The organism is Klebsiella sp. M041 (assembly GCF_059759695.1).
Genome location: NZ_JCAXWU010000001.1, coordinates 255,677 through 274,951 on the forward strand (window position 1 = coordinate 255,677; position 19,275 = coordinate 274,951).

Here is a 19,275-nt window from a genome sequence, read left to right on the forward strand (position 1 = left end):
CTCCGTTAATTAAACCAGATGCCAAGGGGCAGGGTGACATCGAGCAGGGTGTCGAAGGCGTACCATAACGACACGCCCATCGCGACGCCGGCAATGCCCGCCGCCGGCAGCGTCGCGCCGAACAGCAGACCAATGATCGCCGTCAGCAGCGCGGTGGCCAGCGGAAAACCGAGCCATTCAAACCCCCAGGCGTAGACCACCAGCACCACGACCATGGTCAGCAGACGCTGCAGCACATGCCGTCCCGGCCACTCGACGGCGTCCGGGCGACGCAGCAACATTAACGCCGAGCACAGCAGCATCAGGCCGATGATCCCGAGCGGGAAGGGACGCGGGCCGACGGGTTCATAGGCGTATTCGCTGTGGATCTGCCAGGCGATAAACAGACCGCCAATACATAACAACAGCCACACTCCGGCAAAAATACGATCGCTCATTAGCGCCTCCGCGGATTATTTTGCCAGGCCAAAGGCTTTCGCCTGTTCGCGATAGTCGCTGACCTGCTGCTTAACGTAGGTATCGAGCTCCTTGCCGTTCATGTTGAATTCAAACAGGCCGCGCAGTTCACGTTGCTTTTTGAACGCTTCGGTTTGCTGCAGTTTAGTGAATTCATCGACCCACCACTGGTACTCGGCGTCGCTGACTTTCGGGCCCATAAAGAAGCCGCGAATAATCGGCCAGACCAGGTCGTAGCCCTGCTCTTTAGCGGTAGGGACATCGGCGAGCGCGCCCGGCAATCGTTCACTGGAGAAGACCGCCAGCACGCGGATTTTATTGCCCTGCAGATAGGGCACCATCTCGCTGAGATCGCCGGAGACCGCTTGCACATGGTTACCGAGCAGCGCGGTCACCGGCTCGCCGCCGCCTTCAAAGGCGACATAGCGCATTTTATGCGGGTCGACGTTGGCTTTTTGCGCCAGCAGCGCCGCTTTCATCCAGTCCTGGCTGCCGATGGAGGCCCCGGCGCCAATCACGATACTGGAGGGATTTTTCTCCATCGCGGTCATAAACGACTTCAGATCTTTCCATGGCGAATCGGCGCGCACGGCGATCATGCCGTAGTCGGTGCCGACGCTCGCCAGCCAGCGCACGTCATCGACGCTGTAACGGCCGAATTTACCCTGCGACAGGTTCAGCAGCGAGCCGCCGGAGAAGGCGACGACGGTCCCCGGCTCTGCCGGGCGCTGGGCGACAATGGCGTTGTAGGCTACCGCGCCCACGCCGCCGGGCATATAGGTGACGCGCATCGGTTTCTCGATAGCGCCGGTTTCCATCAGGCTCACCTGAATCAGCTTACAGGTCAGGTCAAAGCCGCCGCCGGGTTTAGCGGGCGCGATACATTCGGTGCGGGACGGGGCCTCCGCGGCGAAGGCGGATGTGGTGCAAAGGCACAGCGCGATGGCGCTCAGATGGCGGAAAAATGGCGTTTTCATAGGCTTCCTCAGCAGGTACAGGGCAGGTTTTTTTGATTATGTGAACCGACATATGGCGATTCGGTTGCATGATTGTTAAAACAGTTACCTTTCATTTCCCTTTCAATGCAGCAGCAACGTTACAGGATGTGATATGCGTCTCTTATTAGCCGAGGATAATCGTGAGCTGGCTCACTGGCTGGAAAAAGCGCTGGTGCAGGGCGGTTTTGCCGTAGATTGCGTCGCTGACGGGCGTGCGGCCGACCATCTGCTGCAAAGCGAGCAATATGCGCTGGCGGTGCTGGATATCGGTATGCCGGGGTTCGATGGCCTTGAAGTGGTGCAGCGGCTGCGCAAGCGCGGGCAGACCCTGCCGGTGCTGTTGCTGACCGCCCGCAGCGCGGTAGCGGACCGGGTGAAGGGCTTAAATGCCGGCGCGGATGACTATTTACCTAAGCCCTTTGAGCTGGAAGAGCTCGACGCCCGCCTGCGGGCGCTGCTCCGGCGCAGCGAAGGGCAGGTGCATGAGGTGCAGCAGCTTGGCGAGCTGGCGTATTGTGACGAAGGCTATTTTTTACTCCGCGGCCAGATGTTGTCTCTGACGCCGCGCGAGCTGGCGCTATTGAAGGTGCTGATGTTTCGCCGCACTCGCCCGGTTTCCCGTCAGCAGCTGTTCGAACAGGTGTTCAGCCTCAGCGATGACGTCAGTCCGGAAAGCATCGAACTCTACATTCACCGTCTGCGCAAGAAACTTCAGGCGAGCAATGTGCGTATAACCACCCTGCGCGGTTTAGGCTATCTGCTTGAGTGCGAGCGCCATGAGATGGAGTAAGCCGCAATCGCTCTATGCCCAACTGTTGCTGTTTCTCGGCCTGCCGCTGGTCCTGCTGTGGGGACTCTCCGCGTTTAACAGCTACGTCAGCGCGCTGCAGGCGGCGACGCAAGCCTACGATCGTACCCTGCTGTCGTCGGCGCGGACGGTGGCCGAGCAGCTGGTGGTTCGCGGAGGGCAACTGGAGGTGAATGTGCCCTGGGTGGTGCTGGACAGCTTCGAGCTCAATATGAACGATCGTCTCTATTACAAGGTGCTCGACCCGCAGGGGAAGGTCATTTCCGGCTATGACGATCTGCCCGCGATGCCGCCCTCCACCTCGCGAACTCAGCTCTATCCGGCGCTGGCGTGGTTTTATCATACCGAATATCGCGGTCAGGCAATCCGCGTGGCGCGCCTGCTGCAGCCCATCAACGAAGGCGGCATCGTTGGCATGGCGGAGATATATATTGCCGAAACGCTGCAGTCCCGCCGCTGGCTGGCCGGACAATTACTCTTCTCATCCTGGGTGTCGCAGGGGTTACTGGTCCTGTTGACGCTGGTGCTGGCAGCCTGGCTGCTGCGCCGCGTGCTGCGGCCCATGCGTCAGCTCTCCGCGCTGATGGTGCGCCGTGAACCCGGTCTGCTGACGCCGCTGCCGGAGCTGCTGCCCTGGTCGGAAACGCGGCTGCTGATTGTCGCGTTCAACCGCTACATCGACCGCCTGCGGGTGATGATCTCCCGCCAGGAGCGCTTCAGCGCCGATGCGTCCCATCAGCTGAAAACACCGCTGGCGGTGCTGAAAACGCAGGCTTCGGTAGCCCTGGCCAGCGACGATCCGCAACTGTGGCGCGAAAGTCTGCAGGCGATGCGCGCCACGCTGGACGATACGGTCTTGTTAACGGAGCGGTTGCTGCAGCTGGCGACGGTAAAACAGCGGGAGCAGGCGTTTGCGGTGATTAACTTGCCGGAGATTGTGCGCAACAGCTGCTTTTCACGTATCGCGCAAGCGCGGAGCAAACATATCGATCTTGGCTACGAGGGCGAGCAGTCGGCGGTATATGTGGCAGGCGATAGCGTTCTGCTGGGGGAGCTGTGCGCTAACCTGCTCGACAATGCCATTCGCTATACCCCGGAATATGGAACGGTCACGCTTAGCCTGCATCGCGATGGCGACGCAGTGTTGCTCAGCGTGGAAGACAGCGGTCCGGGAATTGACGACCACCAGGTACACCAGGCGCTGATGCCGTTTCGCCGCCTCGATAACGCGGGCGCGATTCCCGGCGCCGGGCTGGGCCTGGCGCTGGTTAACGATATTGCACGTTTGCATCGTAGCCACCTGCAGCTTTCGCGCAGCGAAAGCCTGGGCGGACTGAAGGCGACGCTGCGCCTGCTGACCGTGGCGTCAGAGTAGCCCCTTCATGCTCAGGGTGAGGCGGGTGGCGGCATTGAGATCGTAGTTTTTAAGCTCATCCGCTTTCACCCAGGCGGGGGACGGATATATCTATCTGCTTATCGAACATCAAAGCTCTGCGGACCGTCATATGGCATTTCGCCTGATGCGTTATGCGATAGCAGCGATGCAGCGCCATCTGGATAAAGGACATACGCAACTGCCATTGGTGATCCCGCAGCTTTTTTATCATGGGCAAGTCTCGCCCTGGCCGTATCCCATGTGCTGGCTGGAAGGATTTGCTCATCCGCAAACCGCGCGGCAAGTATACAATCAGGATTTTCACTTAATCGATATCACGGTGCTTCCTGACGATATAATAATGCAGCACCGACGGGTCGCGATGCTTGAGTTGCTGCAAAAGCATATCCGGCAACGCGATATGATGGAACTGCAGGAGCAACTAGCCAGCCTGTTGGCGCTGGGATACACTAGCCGCAGACAGCTCAGGACGCTGCTTCACTATTTATTACAGGCAGGAAATGCCGCCGATCCGGTCGCCTTTTTACGTAATCTTGCGCAAAATGTCCCCAGACGGCTGCATAAGGAGACGCTAATGAACATTGCCCAGTTTCTGGAACAACGCGGCCATCAGCAGGGCCTGCAGCAAGGTCTTGAACAGGGAGAACAATTGGCTGCGCAACGTATTGCCAAGGCGATGCTGGAAAACAGGCTTGATCTGGCGCTGGTGGCGAAGCTGACGGGGCTTGCGCCGGAGCGCCTGGCCCTGCTCGCCCATTAATTTTTCTGCTTCCTTCAAACAGCCTGCGCAATGGCGATTGCGCAGGTAAATATAGATTTATTCAATCAATACAACCTAATTAAATATAATTCTACTGAATATGAATGCGGTGAAATTTACATTCTTTCGCAAATGCGCGGCGGTATTGCTGTAAAAAGACGCAACTGGTTACACTCTTGTGAAAAATCATTTCGCCAGGTCATTGATTCCTGACGAGTGCGCAGTAGAATTTTCAGGTTTTTTCGGGACTTCTTTGATTTTAATTTTCTGGATAGAGTAAATAATGAAAAAAAGCATTTTTATGGCGCTGGCTGGCGTCATGCTGGTCTCTTCGGCGGCCCATGCGATCAGCGTTACCGGCGAAGCAGGCGAGCATTACACCAACCTTGGGGTCGGCTTCGGCACCGAGTCCACCGGTCTGGCTGTTTCGGGTAACTGGCTGCACAGCGATAACGACGGCGACGCCGCGGGTTTAGGCCTGGGCCTGAATATTCCACTGGGGCCGTTCCTGGCGACCGTGGGCGGTAAAGGGGTATACACCAACCCGAAACAGGGTGATGAAGGTTATGCGGCCGCGGTCGGCGGCGGCCTGCAGTGGAAAATCGGCGACAGCTTCCGTCTGTATGGCGACTACTACTACTCTCCAGATTCCCTCTCCAGCGGCATTGACAGCTATCAGGAAGCCAACGTCGGCGCCAGCTGGACCATTATGCGTCCGCTCAGCATCCAGGCAGGCTATCGCTATCTGAACCTGGCGGGCAAAGATGGCAACCGCGATAACACCATCGCCGACGGCCCGTACATCGGCGCCAGCGCCAGCTTCTAATCTCCTCCGGCGCGGTCTCTTCTTGCCGCGCCAGATTTTCCTCCTCGTCAGCCTCCCGCTTTGCGTTATAGTATTTGCCACCTGGCAGGCAAGGAGTGAGCAATGTTGAATGTGGAAATGCTGTCCACTGGCGATGAAGTGTTGCATGGTCAAATCGTTGACACCAATGCAGCATGGCTGGCGGATTTCTTTTTTAATCAGGGTTTACCATTAACGCGCCGTAATACCGTCGGCGACGATCTCGATGCGCTGGTGGCGATTCTTCGCGAACGCAGCGAACAGGCGGATGTGCTGATCGTCAATGGCGGCCTCGGCCCAACCAGCGACGACCTGAGCGCGCTGGCCGCGGCCACCGCGAAAGGCGAAGGACTTATTTTGCATCCGGAGTGGCTGGAAACCATGACCCGCTTCTTTGCTGAACGCGGGCGGCCGATGGCGGAAAGCAACCGTAAGCAGGCGGAAATCCCCGCCAGCGCCGAGATGATCAATAACCCGGTGGGCACGGCCTGCGGCTTTGCCATCCAGCTCAATCGCTGCCTGATGTTTTTCACCCCCGGCGTTCCCTCTGAATTCAAAGTGATGGTCGAGCAGGAGATTTTACCGCGCCTGCGCCAGCGCTTTACGCTGCCGGAACCGCCGGTATGCCTGCGGCTGACCACTTTTGGCCGCTCGGAAAGCGAGCTGGCGCAAAACCTCAATCCGCTGACGTTACCGCCTGGCGTGGTGATGGGCTACCGCTCGTCGATGCCGATCATTGAGCTGAAGCTGACCGGACCGGCTGAGCAGCGTGACGCCATGCTGGCCCTGTGGCCGGAAGTGCGTAAAGTGGCTGGCGACAGCCTGATTTTCGAAGGCACTGAAGGGTTACCGGCGCAGATTGCACGCTGTCTGCAGGAGCGGCAGCTGAGCCTGACGCTCAGCGAGCAGTTTACCGGCGGTCTGCTGGCGCTCCAGCTGTCCCGCGCCGGCGCGCCGCTGCTGGCCAGCGAAGTGGTCCCGGCGCAGGAGGAGACGCTGGCGCAGGCGGCCCGCTGGGCGGCCGAGCGGCGCATTAACCATTTTGCCGGCCTGGCCCTGGCGGTGAGCGGCCAGGAAAACGATCATCTTAACGTGGCCCTGGCCACCCCCGACGGCACCTTCGCGCTGCGGGTGAAGTTTAGCGTCACTCGCCACAGCCTGGCGGTACGCCAGGAAGTCTGCGCCATGATGGCATTAAACCTGCTGCGTCGCTGGCTGAATGGCCAACCGCTGGCCAGTGAACATGGCTGGATTAACGTGGTGGATTCCCTCTCGCTGTAAGTCGTTTCCCGGCGCGCGGGCTTCTCCCGGGCGCCGGTTGTCCAGCCTGTTGTACTCTCCTGAAAAAATTCTGTGCGTTAAGTCGCAATTTTCCGCTGCGAACGGTCCAGCATACGGGAAAGCGATTGCCCCGCGATGTCGCTCACACTTTACCGCCCGGACAACCGCAACACTGATTCCAGTATTCAGGATTGGAGTCCAGTATGTTGGAATCAACGAAAGTCCCGGCGCTGACCCGCGCGATTGAGATCCTCAATTTAATTGGCCGCATCGGACCCTGCAGCGCGGCGACGATAATAGCGGAGCTGGGGATCCCGAAAAGCACGGTTTATCTGCTGCTGGGCGAGCTGAAAAAGCAGCGCTTCATCAGTATGGATAATCAGGATAACTACTGCCTGTGGACCAAACTGGTGGAGCTGGCCGGGCAGGCGCTAAGCAAAATGGACCTGCGCGAGCTGGCGCGGCCGCGCCTGACCCGGCTGATGGATGAGTGCGGCCTGCTCTGCCATCTGGGCATTATCGATCACGGTAACGCCTACTACATTCTGAAAATTGAATCACCCGCCACCATTAGCGTGCGTTCGCACGAAGGAAAGAGCCTGTCGCTTTACCGCTCCGGGATCGGCAAATGTCTGCTGGCCTGGCAGCCCGCCGGGGTTCAGGCATCGATTATCGATGAACTGCAGTGGGAGCGGGCTACGCCAACGACCATCAGCAATGCTCAACAGCTGCGGGAGGAGCTGGGGCGGATCCGCGCCCGGGGCTGGAGCTTTGATAATGGCGAGGACTATCCGGACGTGCGCTGCGTGGCCGCCCCGGTTTTTAACGCCAATAACGACCTGACCGCCGCCATCTCGGTGGTGGGTACCCGTCTGCAAATCAATGAAGACAATCGCGATTACCTTGCCGGTAAGGCGATTGCCTGCGCGAAAGATATTTCACGACTGCTGGGGTGGAAAAGCCCCTTTGAACAACTCGCCTCATCATAAGGAGAACACCATGACCCTACCGAAAATTAAACACGTCCGCGCCTGGTTTACCGGCGGCGCCACCGCAGAGCAGGGCGCCGGCGGCGGCGATTACCACGATCAGGGGGCTAACCACTGGATTGACGACCATATCGCCACGCCGATGAGCAAATACAAACAGTATGAGCAGTCCCGCCAGTCGTTTGGCATCAACGTGCTGGGCACGCTGATTGTGGAAGTGGAAGCCGACAACGGGCAGACCGGCTTTGCCGTGTCGACGGCCGGAGAGATGGGTTGCTTTATCGTGGAAAAACATCTCAACCGCTTTATCGAAGGCAAATGCGTCAGCGATATCAAACTGATCCACGACCAGATGCTCAACGCCACCCTTTACTACGCAGGATCCGGCGGTCTGGTGATGAACACCATCTCCTGTGTCGACCTTGCGCTGTGGGATCTGTTCGGGAAAGTGGTTGGCCTGCCGGTCTACAAACTGCTGGGCGGAGCGGTGCGTGACGAAATCCAGTTCTATGCCACCGGCGCCCGTCCGGATCTGGCGCAGGAGATGGGCTTTATCGGTGGCAAAATGCCCACCCACTGGGGGCCGCACGATGGCGACGCCGGGATCCGCAAAGACGTCGCCATGGTGGCGGACATGCGCGAAAAATGCGGCCCGGATTTCTGGTTAATGCTGGACTGCTGGATGAGCCAGGACGTTAACTATGCCACCAAACTTGCCCATGCCTGCGCCCCTTACAACCTCAAGTGGATCGAGGAGTGCCTGCCGCCGCAGCAGTATGAAGGTTATCGCGAGCTGAAGCGCCAGGCGCCGGCCGGGATGATGGTGACCAGCGGCGAGCACCACGGCACCCTGCAGTCCTTCCGCACCCTGTCGGAGACCGGAATCGATATTATGCAGCCCGACGTCGGCTGGTGCGGCGGCTTAACCACGCTGGTGGAGATAGCGGCTATTGCTAAAGCGCGCGGGCAGCTGGTGGTGCCGCACGGCTCGTCGGTTTACTCACATCATGCGGTGATCACTTTCACCAACACGCCGTTCAGCGAGTTTCTGATGACCAGTCCTGACTGCGCCACGCTGCGTCCGCAGTTCGACCCGATCCTGCTCGGCGAGCCGGTACCGGAGAGGGGGCGGATTCATAAATCGGTACTGGATAAACCCGGCTTTGGCGTCGAGCTCAATCGCGACTGCAACCTGAAACGTCCTTATCAACACTGATCCCCCGGGCCGCCTGGCGGCCCACGCCTGAGGATATTATGATGAGCAACACTCTGCTGGAGAGCGTGGTGAAGAAAAACCGCGCCCGCTTAATCCCCTTTATGCTGGCGCTGTACGTGCTGGCGTTTCTTGACCGTTCGAATATCGGTTTCGCCAAAGAGACCTACCAGCTGGACACTGGCCTCAGCAACGAAGCCTATGCGCTGGGGGCGGGGATTTTCTTTGTGGTCTATGCCTTTCTTGGGGTGCCGGCCAACCTGCTGATGCGCAAATTTGGCGCCAGAAAATGGATCGGCTGCACCACGCTGCTGTGGGGCGTGCTGTCGGCGGCGATGGCGTGGGCGGATACGGAAGCGAAATTCCTGCTGGTACGTACCCTGCTGGGCGCGGCGGAGGCGGGCTTCTTCCCCGGCATGATCTACCTCACGTCTCAGTGGTTTCCCCAGCAAAACCGCGCCAGCATTATGGGGCTTTTTTATATGGGGGCGCCGCTGGCGCTGACCCTCGGTTCGCCTTTATCCGGCGCGCTGCTGGAGATGCATGGGTTTATGGGCCATCCCGGCTGGTTCTGGATGTTTGTGATTGAAGGCCTGCTCGCCGTCGCCGCGGGAGCGTTCACCTTCTTCTGGCTGGACGATTCGCCGCAGCATGCCCGCTTCCTGAGCGCGGCGGAGAAACAGGCGCTGATAAGCGAGCTGGCGCGAGAGGAGGAGAAAAAGGTCACCTCGCGTCTGTCCGATGCGCTGCGTAACGGGCGGGTCTGGCAGCTGGCGCTGATCTACATGACCATTCAGGTGGCGGTCTATGGCCTGATTTTCTTCCTGCCCACTCAGGTCGCCGCGCTGTTGGGCACCAAAGTCGGCTTCATTGCCTCGGTGGTGACGGCTATTCCGTGGGTGGCGGCGCTGTTCGGTACCTGGCTTATCCCTCGCTACTCCGATCGCACCGGCGAGCGGCGCAATATTGCCGCGCTGACGCTGCTGGCGGCAGCGGTCGGGATTGCGGTTTCCGGGTTGGTGGCGCCGGTGCTGGCTATCATTGCGCTGTGCGTGGCGGCGGTTGGCGTGATTGCCGTGCAGCCGGTCTTCTGGACGATGCCGACGCAGCTGCTCTCCGGCACGGCGCTGGCCGCCGGGATTGGCTTCGTTAACCTGTTTGGCGCCATCGGCGGCTTTCTGGCGCCGATCGTTCGCGTGCAGGCCGAAACGCTGTTCGCCAGCAGCGCCGCTGGACTGTTAACCCTGGCCGGCGTGGCCATCATCGGGGTGATCACCATCTTCTCATTAAGCCTCACCCGCGCGGTTCCTCAGCGCGGCGGCGTACAGCATTGATTAAAGGAATCGCTATGAACGCACTGTTATCTAACCCCTTCAAACGTGGATTATTACGCGGTGAGACGCAAATAGGCCTGTGGTTGAGCTCGACCTCCTCCTATCTGGCGGAGATTGCCGCCACTTCAGGATATGACTGGCTGCTGATCGACGGCGAGCATGCCCCGAACACTATTCAGGACCTTTATCATCAGCTCCAGGCCATCGCCCCTTATGCCAGTCAGCCGGTGATCCGTCCGGTGGAGGGCAGCCGCAGCCTGATAAAACAGGTGCTGGATATTGGCGCCAGAACGTTGCTGGTGCCGATGGTCGATACCGCCGAGCAGGCGCGGGAAGTCGTCTCGGCAACCCGTTATCCTCCCGTCGGTAGCCGCGGCGTTGGCGCCGGCGTGGCCCGGGCGGCGCGCTGGGGCAGAGTGGAGAATTATATGGCGGAGGCGAATGACGAACTCTGTCTGCTGATTCAGGTGGAGAGCCGAACCGCGCTGGAAAATCTGGACGCTATCCTCGAGGTGGAGGGCATTGACGGGGTGTTTATCGGACCGGCGGATCTCTCCGCTTCGCTGGGACACCCGGACGATGCTGGCCATCCTGACGTGCAGCGGGTGATTGAGCAGAGCATCCGGCGCATTCGCGCGGCGGGAAAAGCGGCCGGATTTCTGGCGGTCGACCCGGCGATGGCGGAAAAATGTCTCGCCTGGGGGGCCAATTTCGTCGCCGTCGGGGTCGATACCATGCTGTACACCCAGGCGCTGGACCGCCGGCTGGCAATGTTTAAATCCGCCAGCGCTCAGCCGCAGGAGAAAGCGAGCTATTGACGGCGCAGGCTGGCGCCGGACTCAGGCGAGCGCCTGCGCCAGCACCGTCAGCGGATGTTCGCAGCGTTTGCTGGTGGACATTTCTATCTGCCATTTACAGGTCTCGCAGTCGGTGACGACGATGTCGGCGCCGCTCTCCTCAATCTGACGGAACAGCGGGGCGCCGATAGCCTGGGATAGCGCGTAATTCTCAGTCTTAAACCCGTAGGTGCCGGCGATGCCGCAGCACTGCGAATCCAGCACTTCCAGCTGCAGGCCAGGGATCAGCCGCAGCAGTTCGAGGGTATACTGCGACCAGCCCATTTTCTCCATATGGCACGGCGTGTGATAGACCACCTTCAGCGGCAGCGGGCGCAGCGGCAGCGTTTTGCCACTATCCAGTTGTTTCCAGATCCAGCGAGTGGCCAGCTCCACCCGGTCGCGGAGATCGCTGTTGTCGACATCAAGGAGGTGCGGGTATTCATCGCGCAGCGTAAAGGTGCAGGTCGAGGAGGTGGCGATGATCGGCAGCGCGTTTTCCCGCATCGCGGCGACGTTGCTCTGCGCCTGCTTACGCGCTTTGTCAAAAAAGCCGTTGGCGATCAGCGGCACGCCGCAGCATTTTTCCCGTGATAACAACTGCACGCCGGTGCCCAGCGCATTGACGACGCGAATCAGATCCTTGCCCAGCTGCGGGTGGTTATAGTTGACGTAGCAACCATGAAAGAAGGCCACCTGCTCAGGGTACTGCGCCTGTCTGGCCGCGAGCTGGCGGTAAGCGCGGCGGAAGGTGCCGAAGCCATATTTTGGCAGCGTGCGGCGATGATCGATATTGAGCGCCGCGTCGAGCAGGCGGCGTACCGGTTTTAAGCCGGTGGTGGCGTTTACCAGTGGGGCAAAGGGGGTGGAAAGGGTGCCCATCAGATCGGTATGGCTGAGAATAGCGTCGCGCAGGGTCGGTTTTTGCTGGCCATACTGTGCCCGGGCGCGCTGAATGATATCGCCAATTTTCACATCCGACGGGCAGGCGACCTCACAGCGCTTGCAGTTAATGCAGTACTTGAGCGCCTCATCGTACAGCGCGCCATCCTTCAGGCGCAGGCGTTCGCCGTCCGGCCCCGCCTGTTTCGGCCCGGGATAGCGCGGATTGACCCGGCTGACCGGACAGGTGGTGGTACAGACCGTGCACTTAATGCAGCTTTCAAAACGGGTATCGTTCATGGTCGGCCTCCGGCGAGGGCGTGGATCTGTCTGGCGGCGTGCAGTGCGGTGACGGCGCAGACCCCGCCGCCGCAGCCGAGCTGAATGGCATCGAACCCGCCGAGCAGTGAACCGATGGCGAAAAGATTGCTGAACGGCTGCCCGCCCAGCATGGGGCGCAGCAGGGCATCGGTTTTCACCCCGAAGCGCTGCCACGGCTGGGAGGCAAAGAAGTCGCGCTGGTACCAGTCGTCGCGCGGCAGGGTCTGCTGTAGATCGAGACCGAGAATGGGTTCGCGCACGCTATCCCGCGTGGCGACAAGACCGTTACTGAAAAAGCTGCCGCTGGCCAGCACGGTAAAACGCGGACGCAGCGCAATATCGCCGTGATTTCGCGTCCAGACGGCCTCGACGGCGCCCTGTCGATGGCTGATGTTCACCACTTCATCGCCGGCAAGCCAGGTGCCGCCGCCGCGAATAAACTGCCGCTGCAGCAAACTGTGCAGGCGCATCCCGGGAACCGAAGGCGGCAGCGTCGGCAGCAGACGCAGCGGGCAGGGCAGGCGCGCCTGCAGCCAGTGGTACAGGCGATCGTCGGCGAGGCCAAAGCAGGCGGGCATGATTAGCAGCTCATGCTGCTGCGCCAGCGGCAGCAGCGCCGCATGCAGGGCAGGCCAGTGGTTTTCATCGTCGAGGAGGCGGGCGATATTGGCGGCGCGAAACTCGGTGGGGTTGTCACGTAAAACATCCAGCAGCGGTAACTCGATTTCCGCCGCTACGGCGGTGACGCCGGTTTGCCCGAGCGCGGCGGCGGCGAGATGCGGCTGAAAATCGGCAAAGCCGCTGATCCCCACCAGACAGACCCCCTGTCGGGGGAGTGGCGCGACAGGAACCTCCTGCGGCGATAGCCACGCCGCGCGCAGCGTCCCCAGCGGCGTTACCCGCCGGTGCGGGCGGTGCGCGTCGCCCTGCATCACCGCGCCGCAGGCGGCCAGCAGGGCTTCAGTTTGTTTTGCGTATTCGAGCACCGCCCCGGCGCCGAGCCGGGAATAAGGGTGCTCAGGAAGCAGTTCAGCGAGCTGCTGCAGACCTTGCGCGAGGTCAGTGACGTTATCGCCGTTCGGCAGCGCCGAGAGCAGATCTAACGACGCGGAGGAAAAATGCAACGCGCTTTGCCCGCGGCTGATGATAACGCTGCGCAGGCCGGACTGATTCAGCGTCAGGCCGCACAGCAGGCCGGCCAGTCCGCCGCCGATAATCGCGCAGTCAAATTTCATCCTGATGCTCCTGTGGTAGTCCGCACAGGCCGAGGTAGACCCAGCGGGTGAATTCGCTTTCGCGCAGCGCGTCGCCCCAGGCGATGGGCTGCACGCCCTTCCAGCGCTCATTGAGAAACGCCGACAGCTGGGTCAACGACTGCGCGGGGGTTGTGACGTTAAAGCGCTGCAGCAGACCGGCGGCGCGGCAGGCGCAGAGTTCCCCCTGGCAGGTCCCCATGCCAATCCGGGTACGGCGGCGCAGGTCGAGCAGGGTGTGGACCGCCAGATTTTCCACCGCGTATTTCACTTCACCAGCGGTGACGGCTTCGCATTCGCAGACCAGACTACGGTGCTGGCGGCTGTCGCCAAGCCAGGCCGGCGTGCGATCGCCATGGCGGTAGACAGCAGAGCCGCGCAGCGGGCCCGGCAGGGAGATAATTTTTCGCAGGGTGCTTTCCGTCGGCTCCTGCGACCCGGGGAGCGGGCTCTCGGCCGTGGAACAGGGGGTGGTGTTGCCCAGCTTACGACAGACGGCGTCGGTGGCCCACTCGGCCATCAGGCGATAGGTCATCAGCTTGCCGCCGGTGATGGTAATGAAGCCTTCCATGCCGTCGCGCTGAGCATGGTCGAGCAGGACGATGCCGCGGCTGACGCTGCGTCCGCTGGGATCGTTGTCGCTGGCCACCAGCGGGCGCACGCCGGAGTAGGCGCGGAGGATCCGGGTGCGGCCCATGACCGGCGCCAGCTTTTCACCTTCGCGCAGCAGGGTTTCGACTTCCGTGGTCGTTACCCGGTTGTCGTCAATTTCGTCATAAGGAATATGCATCGAGGTGGTGCCGATCAGCGAGATGGTATCCCCGGGCACCAGAATATCGGCATCGGCCGGCTTACGGCAGCGGTTGATCACCAGGTTGTTAATCCGGTGGTCAAGGATCAACAGCGATCCCTTCGCCGGGAACATGGTGATGCGCAGGTCGGCATATTCCGCAATGCGCTGCCCCCAGATCCCGGCGGCATTGACCACTACCCCGGCGTACAGAGCGCGGGTCTGGTGAAGCTGACGATCGTATACCTGGACGCCACAGACGCGGTCGCCCTGGCGCAGCAGGCCTGTCACTTCGCAGCCGGTGAGGATCTGCGCGCCGTGTTCGCGGGCGTCGAGCATATTGGCCGCGGTGAGGCGAAACGGGTCAATGGTGCCATCCGGGACCTGCACCGCCCCCAGCAGCGTCGGGTTGACGGCGGGCTCGCGGCGCAGCGCCTCCTGCGCAGAAAGCGGCGTGGCCTCTATGCCAGCCTGCTGGCAGGCGGCGATAAAGGTCTGCTGCCAGGCCAGATCGTCTTCAGGCAGGGTAATGAACAGACCGCCGGCCGGTTCGATACAGTGACGGGCGATGCGGCGCAGGATGCGGTTCTCATTGATGCATTCGCGGGCGGATTCGTTGTCGGTCACCGCATAGCGGGCGCCGCTGTGCAACAGCCCATGATTACGGCCGGTGGCCCCGGTGGCGATATCATGGCGCTCAATGAGCACTGTGCGTAATCCGCGTCGGGCGCAGTCGCGGGCGATGCCGGCGCCGGTTGCTCCGCCGCCGATGATGATGACCTCGCTATCAAGACGTCCCGTCATCTTCAGCTCCTCTGCTTTCGTTTACCGCCATTTAGCCACAATCAATAAGGTTATTGTTTGATTTCGAGCATATTCGCGCGTTATTTGAGCGCATTATGTGATTTTGTGCTCACATTGGAACCTTTTGTCATATTTCTGTAACAAATTGTGCGATGTTTCACAGTATCAGCTCTACGTATTGCCTACCATCGCGGCCAGATTCGAAGTTGGTGATTAATCTGGGATTGTTGTCGTGACGTCAGTAAAAAACAGCAAGGGCCACGGAGGCTGATATGTTAAGTATTTTTAAACCCGCCGCGCATAAAGCGCGTTTGCCAGCCGCGGAGATCGACCCGCTCTATCGTCGGTTACGCTGGCAGATTTTTATCGGCATCTTCTTTGGTTATGCCGCTTACTATCTGGTTCGTAAGAACTTTGCCCTGGCGATGCCCTATCTTATCGAGCAAGGTTTCTCCCGCGGCGATCTCGGTTTCGCCCTTTCCGGCATCTCCATTGCCTACGGATTTTCGAAATTCATCATGGGATCGGTCTCTGACCGTTCGAATCCGCGCATTTTCCTGCCGGCGGGGCTGATCCTCGCCGCGCTGGTGATGCTGGTGATGGGCTTCGTACCGTGGGCCACCTCGAGCATCATGATCATGTTCGTGCTGCTGTTCCTCTGCGGCTGGTTCCAGGGGATGGGCTGGCCGCCGTGCGGCCGTACCATGGTCCACTGGTGGTCGCAGAAAGAGCGCGGCGGAATTGTTTCAGTGTGGAACTGCGCGCATAACGTCGGCGGGGGGATTCCGCCGCTGCTGTTCCTGTTGGGTATGGCCTGGTTTAACGACTGGCATGCGGCGCTCTATATGCCGGCTTTCGGCGCTATTCTGCTGGCGATTTTCGCCTTCGCGATGATGCGCGATACGCCGCAATCCTGCGGCCTGCCGCCGATCGAAGAGTATAAAAACGACTACCCGGACGATTACAGCGAAGAGCATGAACAAGAGCTGACGGCGAAGCAGATCTTTATGCAGTACATTCTGCCGAACAAGCTGCTGTGGTACATCGCGGTCGCCAACGTCTTCGTTTATCTGCTGCGCTACGGCATTCTCGACTGGTCGCCGACCTACCTGAAAGAGGTGAAGCACTTCGCGCTGGATAAATCCTCCTGGGCCTACTTCCTGTACGAGTACGCGGGGATCCCGGGCACCCTGCTGTGCGGCTGGATGTCGGATAAAGTGTTTAAAGGCAACCGCGGCGCCACCGGCGTGTTCTTTATGACCCTGGTGACCATCGCCACCGTCGTGTACTGGCTGAACCCGCCGGGTAACCCGGGCGTCGATATGGCCTGTATGATTATTATCGGCTTCCTGATCTACGGCCCGGTGATGCTGATTGGTCTGCATGCGCTGGAGCTGGCGCCGAAGAAAGCCGCCGGCACCGCCGCAGGCTTCACCGGCCTGTTCGGTTACCTCGGCGGTTCCGTGGCCGCGAGCGCCATCGTCGGCTACACCGTCGATTTCTTCGGTTGGGACGGCGGCTTTATGGTGATGATCGGCGGCAGCGTGCTGGCGGTTGTCCTGCTGGTTATCGTGATGCTCGGTGAACGCCGCCATCATCAACAGCTGAAGCAAGCCTAAGGAGCGGCGATGAACATGAAACTCACCGCGCTAATGAGCGGCATGATGTTGGCCAGTTCTGCGCTGTGCTTCAGCGCGGCAGCGGCGGATAAAATGGTTATCGCCCACCGCGGCGCCAGCGGCTATCTGCCGGAACATACCCTGCCGGCGAAAGCGATGGCCTACTCGCAGGGGGCGGATTACCTTGAGCAAGACCTGGTGATGACCAAAGACGACCGACTGGTGGTGTTGCACGACCACTATCTGGATCGGGTGACCGACGTCGCTCAGCGCTTCCCGCAGCGGGCGCGTCAAGATGGCCGTTTTTACGCCATCGACTTTACCCTGGCCGAGATCAAGTCGCTGACGTTTACCGAAGGCTTTGAGCCGAAAGATGGCAAGAATGTGCAAACCTATCCCGGGCGTTTCCCGATGGGCAAATCCGATTTCCGCATTCATACCTTTGAAGAAGAGATTGAGTTTGTCCAGGGGCTGAATCATTCCACCGGCAAAAACATCGGTATTTACCCGGAAATCAAAGCGCCGTGGTTCCACCATCAGGAAGGCAAAGATATTGCCGCCAGCACGCTGAAAGTGCTGAAAGAATATGGCTACACCAGCAAGCAGGATAAGGTCTATCTGCAGTGCTTTGACGCCAACGAGCTCAAGCGTATTAAGCATGAGCTGGAGCCGAAGATGGGCATGGATCTCAAGCTGGTGCAGCTTATCGCCTATACCGACTGGAATGAAACCCAGCAGCGGCAGGCTGACGGCAAGTGGGTGAACTACAGCTATGACTGGATGTTCAAGCCGGGGGCCATGGCGCAGATTGCGCAGTACGCCGACGGCATTGGTCCGGATTATCATATGCTGGTGGCGGAAGGCTCAAAGCCGGGGGCGGTGAAGCTGACGGCGATGGTGAAGGAGGCGCACGCCAGCCATCTGCAGGTGCATCCGTATACCGTGCGCGCGGATCAACTGCCGGAGTACGCCAGCAACGTCAATCAGCTCTATGACCTGCTGTATCGCCAGGCGGACGTCGATGGCTTGTTTACCGATTTTCCGGATAAAGCGGTGCAATTCCTGGACGCTAAACGCTAAATATCCCTGCAGGCTTCGGGTCGGGCCGAGGCAGCGTCCGTGCAAAACACGGCCCTCAGCCCGCATCCATGCGGGCTGCCCTGGCCTTCCGGGAACGTCTCAGCGATTTTGAGGCCGCAACACCGGCAGTTTCAGCAGCCCAGGGCGGCAGTGCGTAAACGGCCGGTCCTGGAACAGTAGGTCAGGTAAGCGTAGCGCCACCTGACAAGACTACATCTCGATCTCAATATCGCCCTTCGCCCGGCAGCAGCAGGGCAAAATTTCTCCCGGCTGGATAAAGGCCAGCGGCTCGGTCAGCCAGTCAACCTGGCCGGAGACCAGACGAGTGCGGCAGGAGCCGCAATAGCCTGCGCGGCACTGATACTCGACGTCGATATTATGCGATTCAAGAGCAGCCAACAGGGAAGGGTGTTCATCCTGACACTCAAGGCGAGTGTCAGAGATTTTCAAGAAGATCCGCTTCATTACAGCTGGAAGTTGCTCAGGTCGTCGGCATCGACTTCAGAGTCGATCTGGCCGACCAGGTAAGAGCTGACCTCTACTTCCTGCGGCGCCACCTGGACGTTGTCGGAGACCAGCCAGGTGTTGATCCACGGGATCGGGTTGGAGCGGGTCTGGAACGGCAGATCGAGGCCCACCGCCTGCATGCGGATATTGGTGATGTACTCGACGTACTGGCAGAGAATATCTTTGTTCAGGCCAATCATCGAGCCGTCGCGGAACAGGTAGTCCGCCCACTCTTTCTCCTGCTGCGCCGCCAGCACGAACAGGTCATAGCACTCCTGCTTGCACTCTTCGGCGATTTCCGCCATTTCCGGATCGTCGCTGCCGGAGCGCAGCAGGTTCAGCATATGCTGAGTGCCGGTCAGGTGCAGCGCTTCATCGCGGGCGATCAGGCGGATAATTTTGGCGTTGCCTTCCATCAGTTTGCGCTCGGCAAAGGCGAAGGAGCAGGCGAAGCTGACGTAGAAGCGGATCGCTTCCAGGGCGTTGACGCTCATCAGGCACAGATAGAGTTTCTTTTTCAGCTCGCGCAGATTGACGGTCACGGTCTTGCCGTTGACGGTGTGGGTGCCTTCGCCCAGCAGGTGCCAGTAGCTGGTCATCTCGATCAGCGAATCGTAATAGTGGGAGATCCCCTCGGCACGCTTCTGGATCTGCTCGTTGGTGACGATATCGTCGAACACGGTCGCCGGGTCGTTGACGATGTTGCGGATGATATGGGTGTACGAGCGCGAGTGAATGGTCTCGGAGAAGGCCCAGGTTTCCACCCAGGTCTCCAGCTCCGGGATGGAGATCAGCGGCAGCAGTGCCACGTTCGGGCTACGGCCCTGGATGGAGTCGAGCAGCGTCTGGTACTTCAGGTTGCTGATGAAAATGTGTTTTTCATGTTCCGGCAGCGCCTGGTAGTCAATGCGATCGCGGGAGACGTCAACCTCTTCCGGGCGCCAGAAGAAGGAGAGCTGTTTTTCAATCAGCTTTTCAAAGATATCGTATTTTTGCTGATCGTAGCGGGCCACGTTAACCGGCTGGCCAAAAAACATTGGCTCAAGCAGCTGATCGTTTTTCGTCTGTGAAAAAGTGGTGTATGCCATTGAAGTGAGTCCTGTT

17 protein-coding genes and 2 pseudogenes are annotated in these 19,275 nt (G+C 59.9%); 11 read left to right on the forward strand and 8 right to left on the reverse strand.

From position 1 onward, the window contains the following. Positions 1 to 5: 5 nt before the first annotated feature. Both AC6CWS_RS01250 and AC6CWS_RS01255 read right to left on the reverse strand, forming a co-directional pair. Entirely contained in the window at positions 6 to 437 is a 432-nt protein-coding gene (locus AC6CWS_RS01250) for a tripartite tricarboxylate transporter TctB family protein (RefSeq protein ID WP_023290501.1), read from the reverse strand. 15 nt (positions 438 to 452) lie between these two features. Further along, positions 453 to 1,433 (reverse strand): Bug family tripartite tricarboxylate transporter substrate binding protein, encoded by a 981-nt coding sequence (locus AC6CWS_RS01255; protein WP_048297924.1) that lies wholly within the window; start codon positions 1,431 to 1,433, stop codon positions 453 to 455. Positions 1,434 to 1,566: 133 nt separating this feature from the next. On the opposite strand from AC6CWS_RS01255, the gene tctD reads away from it, so the two are divergent. Next, positions 1,567 to 2,244, forward strand: coding sequence for a transcriptional regulator TctD (tctD, locus tag AC6CWS_RS01260; RefSeq protein WP_032453566.1), 678 nt, complete (start codon positions 1,567 to 1,569; stop codon positions 2,242 to 2,244). Then, on the forward strand, positions 2,231 to 3,637 hold the full coding sequence (locus AC6CWS_RS01265; RefSeq protein ID WP_072413752.1) for a sensor histidine kinase: 1,407 nt from the start codon (positions 2,231 to 2,233) through the stop codon (positions 3,635 to 3,637). The genes tctD and AC6CWS_RS01265 overlap by 14 nt, the downstream gene beginning before the upstream one ends. Here AC6CWS_RS01265 and AC6CWS_RS01270 read toward each other — a convergent pair. Next, positions 3,629 to 3,712 (reverse strand): annotated as a pseudogene (locus AC6CWS_RS01270) (nucleoside triphosphatase NudI); the annotation flags it as partial. The gene AC6CWS_RS01265 and the pseudogene AC6CWS_RS01270 overlap by 9 nt on opposite strands. Between AC6CWS_RS01270 and AC6CWS_RS01275 the strand changes: the two are divergent. The 7 genes and pseudogenes from AC6CWS_RS01275 to yfaU form a co-directional block, all read left to right on the forward strand. Beyond that, positions 3,705 to 4,418, forward strand: a pseudogene (locus tag AC6CWS_RS01275) (Rpn family recombination-promoting nuclease/putative transposase); the annotation flags it as partial. The pseudogenes AC6CWS_RS01270 and AC6CWS_RS01275 overlap by 8 nt on opposite strands. A gap of 283 nt (positions 4,419 to 4,701) precedes the next feature. Beyond that, positions 4,702 to 5,244, forward strand: a complete 543-nt coding sequence (locus AC6CWS_RS01280) for a YfaZ family outer membrane protein (protein WP_004201712.1) — start codon at positions 4,702 to 4,704, stop codon at positions 5,242 to 5,244. Positions 5,245 to 5,346: 102 nt separating this feature from the next. Then, entirely contained in the window at positions 5,347 to 6,543 is a 1,197-nt protein-coding gene (locus AC6CWS_RS01285) for a nicotinamide mononucleotide deamidase-related protein YfaY (RefSeq protein ID WP_049013195.1), read from the forward strand. A gap of 203 nt (positions 6,544 to 6,746) precedes the next feature. Continuing rightward, the gene (locus AC6CWS_RS01290) at positions 6,747 to 7,532 is read left to right on the forward strand and encodes an IclR family transcriptional regulator (RefSeq protein WP_023290494.1); all 786 of its coding nucleotides are present in this window, start codon (positions 6,747 to 6,749) and stop codon (positions 7,530 to 7,532) included. A 10-nt stretch (positions 7,533 to 7,542) separates the two neighbouring features. Then, complete coding sequence (gene rhmD / locus AC6CWS_RS01295) at positions 7,543 to 8,748, forward strand: L-rhamnonate dehydratase (RefSeq protein WP_017899291.1); 1,206 nt, start codon at positions 7,543 to 7,545, stop codon at positions 8,746 to 8,748. A 41-nt stretch (positions 8,749 to 8,789) separates the two neighbouring features. Beyond that, the gene (locus AC6CWS_RS01300; protein ID WP_032428943.1) at positions 8,790 to 10,079 is read left to right on the forward strand and encodes an MFS transporter; all 1,290 of its coding nucleotides are present in this window, start codon (positions 8,790 to 8,792) and stop codon (positions 10,077 to 10,079) included. 14 nt (positions 10,080 to 10,093) lie between these two features. Next, positions 10,094 to 10,897, forward strand: a complete 804-nt coding sequence (gene yfaU / locus AC6CWS_RS01305; RefSeq protein ID WP_023290492.1) for a 2-keto-3-deoxy-L-rhamnonate aldolase — start codon at positions 10,094 to 10,096, stop codon at positions 10,895 to 10,897. Between the two features lie 21 nt (positions 10,898 to 10,918). On the opposite strand, the gene glpC is transcribed toward yfaU, so the two are convergent. The 3 genes from glpC to glpA are packed head-to-tail and all read right to left on the reverse strand — an operon-like array spanning position 10,919 to position 14,965. After that, a complete protein-coding gene (glpC, locus tag AC6CWS_RS01310) occupies positions 10,919 to 12,097 on the reverse strand; it encodes an anaerobic glycerol-3-phosphate dehydrogenase subunit GlpC (protein WP_080901569.1) in 1,179 nt (392 codons plus the stop codon). Beyond that, the gene (glpB, locus tag AC6CWS_RS01315; RefSeq protein WP_064155531.1) at positions 12,094 to 13,353 is read right to left on the reverse strand and encodes a glycerol-3-phosphate dehydrogenase subunit GlpB; all 1,260 of its coding nucleotides are present in this window, start codon (positions 13,351 to 13,353) and stop codon (positions 12,094 to 12,096) included. The genes glpC and glpB overlap by 4 nt, the downstream gene beginning before the upstream one ends. Beyond that, complete coding sequence (gene glpA / locus AC6CWS_RS01320) at positions 13,343 to 14,965, reverse strand: anaerobic glycerol-3-phosphate dehydrogenase subunit A (protein ID WP_080901570.1); 1,623 nt, start codon at positions 14,963 to 14,965, stop codon at positions 13,343 to 13,345. Before glpA ends, glpB begins: the two co-directional genes overlap by 11 nt. 272 nt (positions 14,966 to 15,237) lie before the next feature. Between glpA and glpT the strand changes: the two genes are divergently transcribed. Together glpT and glpQ are read left to right on the forward strand one after the other, a co-directional pair. Continuing rightward, entirely contained in the window at positions 15,238 to 16,584 is a 1,347-nt protein-coding gene (glpT, locus tag AC6CWS_RS01325; RefSeq protein ID WP_023290488.1) for a glycerol-3-phosphate transporter, read from the forward strand. A gap of 9 nt (positions 16,585 to 16,593) precedes the next feature. Next, positions 16,594 to 17,664 carry a glycerophosphodiester phosphodiesterase gene (glpQ, locus tag AC6CWS_RS01330; protein WP_080901571.1) on the forward strand — a complete coding sequence of 357 codons (1,071 nt, stop codon included), beginning with the start codon at positions 16,594 to 16,596 and terminating at the stop codon, positions 17,662 to 17,664. A gap of 210 nt (positions 17,665 to 17,874) precedes the next feature. On the opposite strand, the gene yfaE is transcribed toward glpQ, so the two are convergent. Together yfaE and nrdB are read right to left on the reverse strand one after the other, a co-directional pair. Continuing rightward, positions 17,875 to 18,129 carry a class I ribonucleotide reductase maintenance protein YfaE gene (yfaE, locus tag AC6CWS_RS01335; protein ID WP_004201692.1) on the reverse strand — a complete coding sequence of 85 codons (255 nt, stop codon included), beginning with the start codon at positions 18,127 to 18,129 and terminating at the stop codon, positions 17,875 to 17,877. Then, complete coding sequence (gene nrdB, locus AC6CWS_RS01340) at positions 18,129 to 19,259, reverse strand: class Ia ribonucleoside-diphosphate reductase subunit beta (RefSeq protein WP_004140835.1); 1,131 nt, start codon at positions 19,257 to 19,259, stop codon at positions 18,129 to 18,131. The genes yfaE and nrdB overlap by 1 nt, the downstream gene beginning before the upstream one ends. Positions 19,260 to 19,275: the final 16 nt, after the last annotated feature.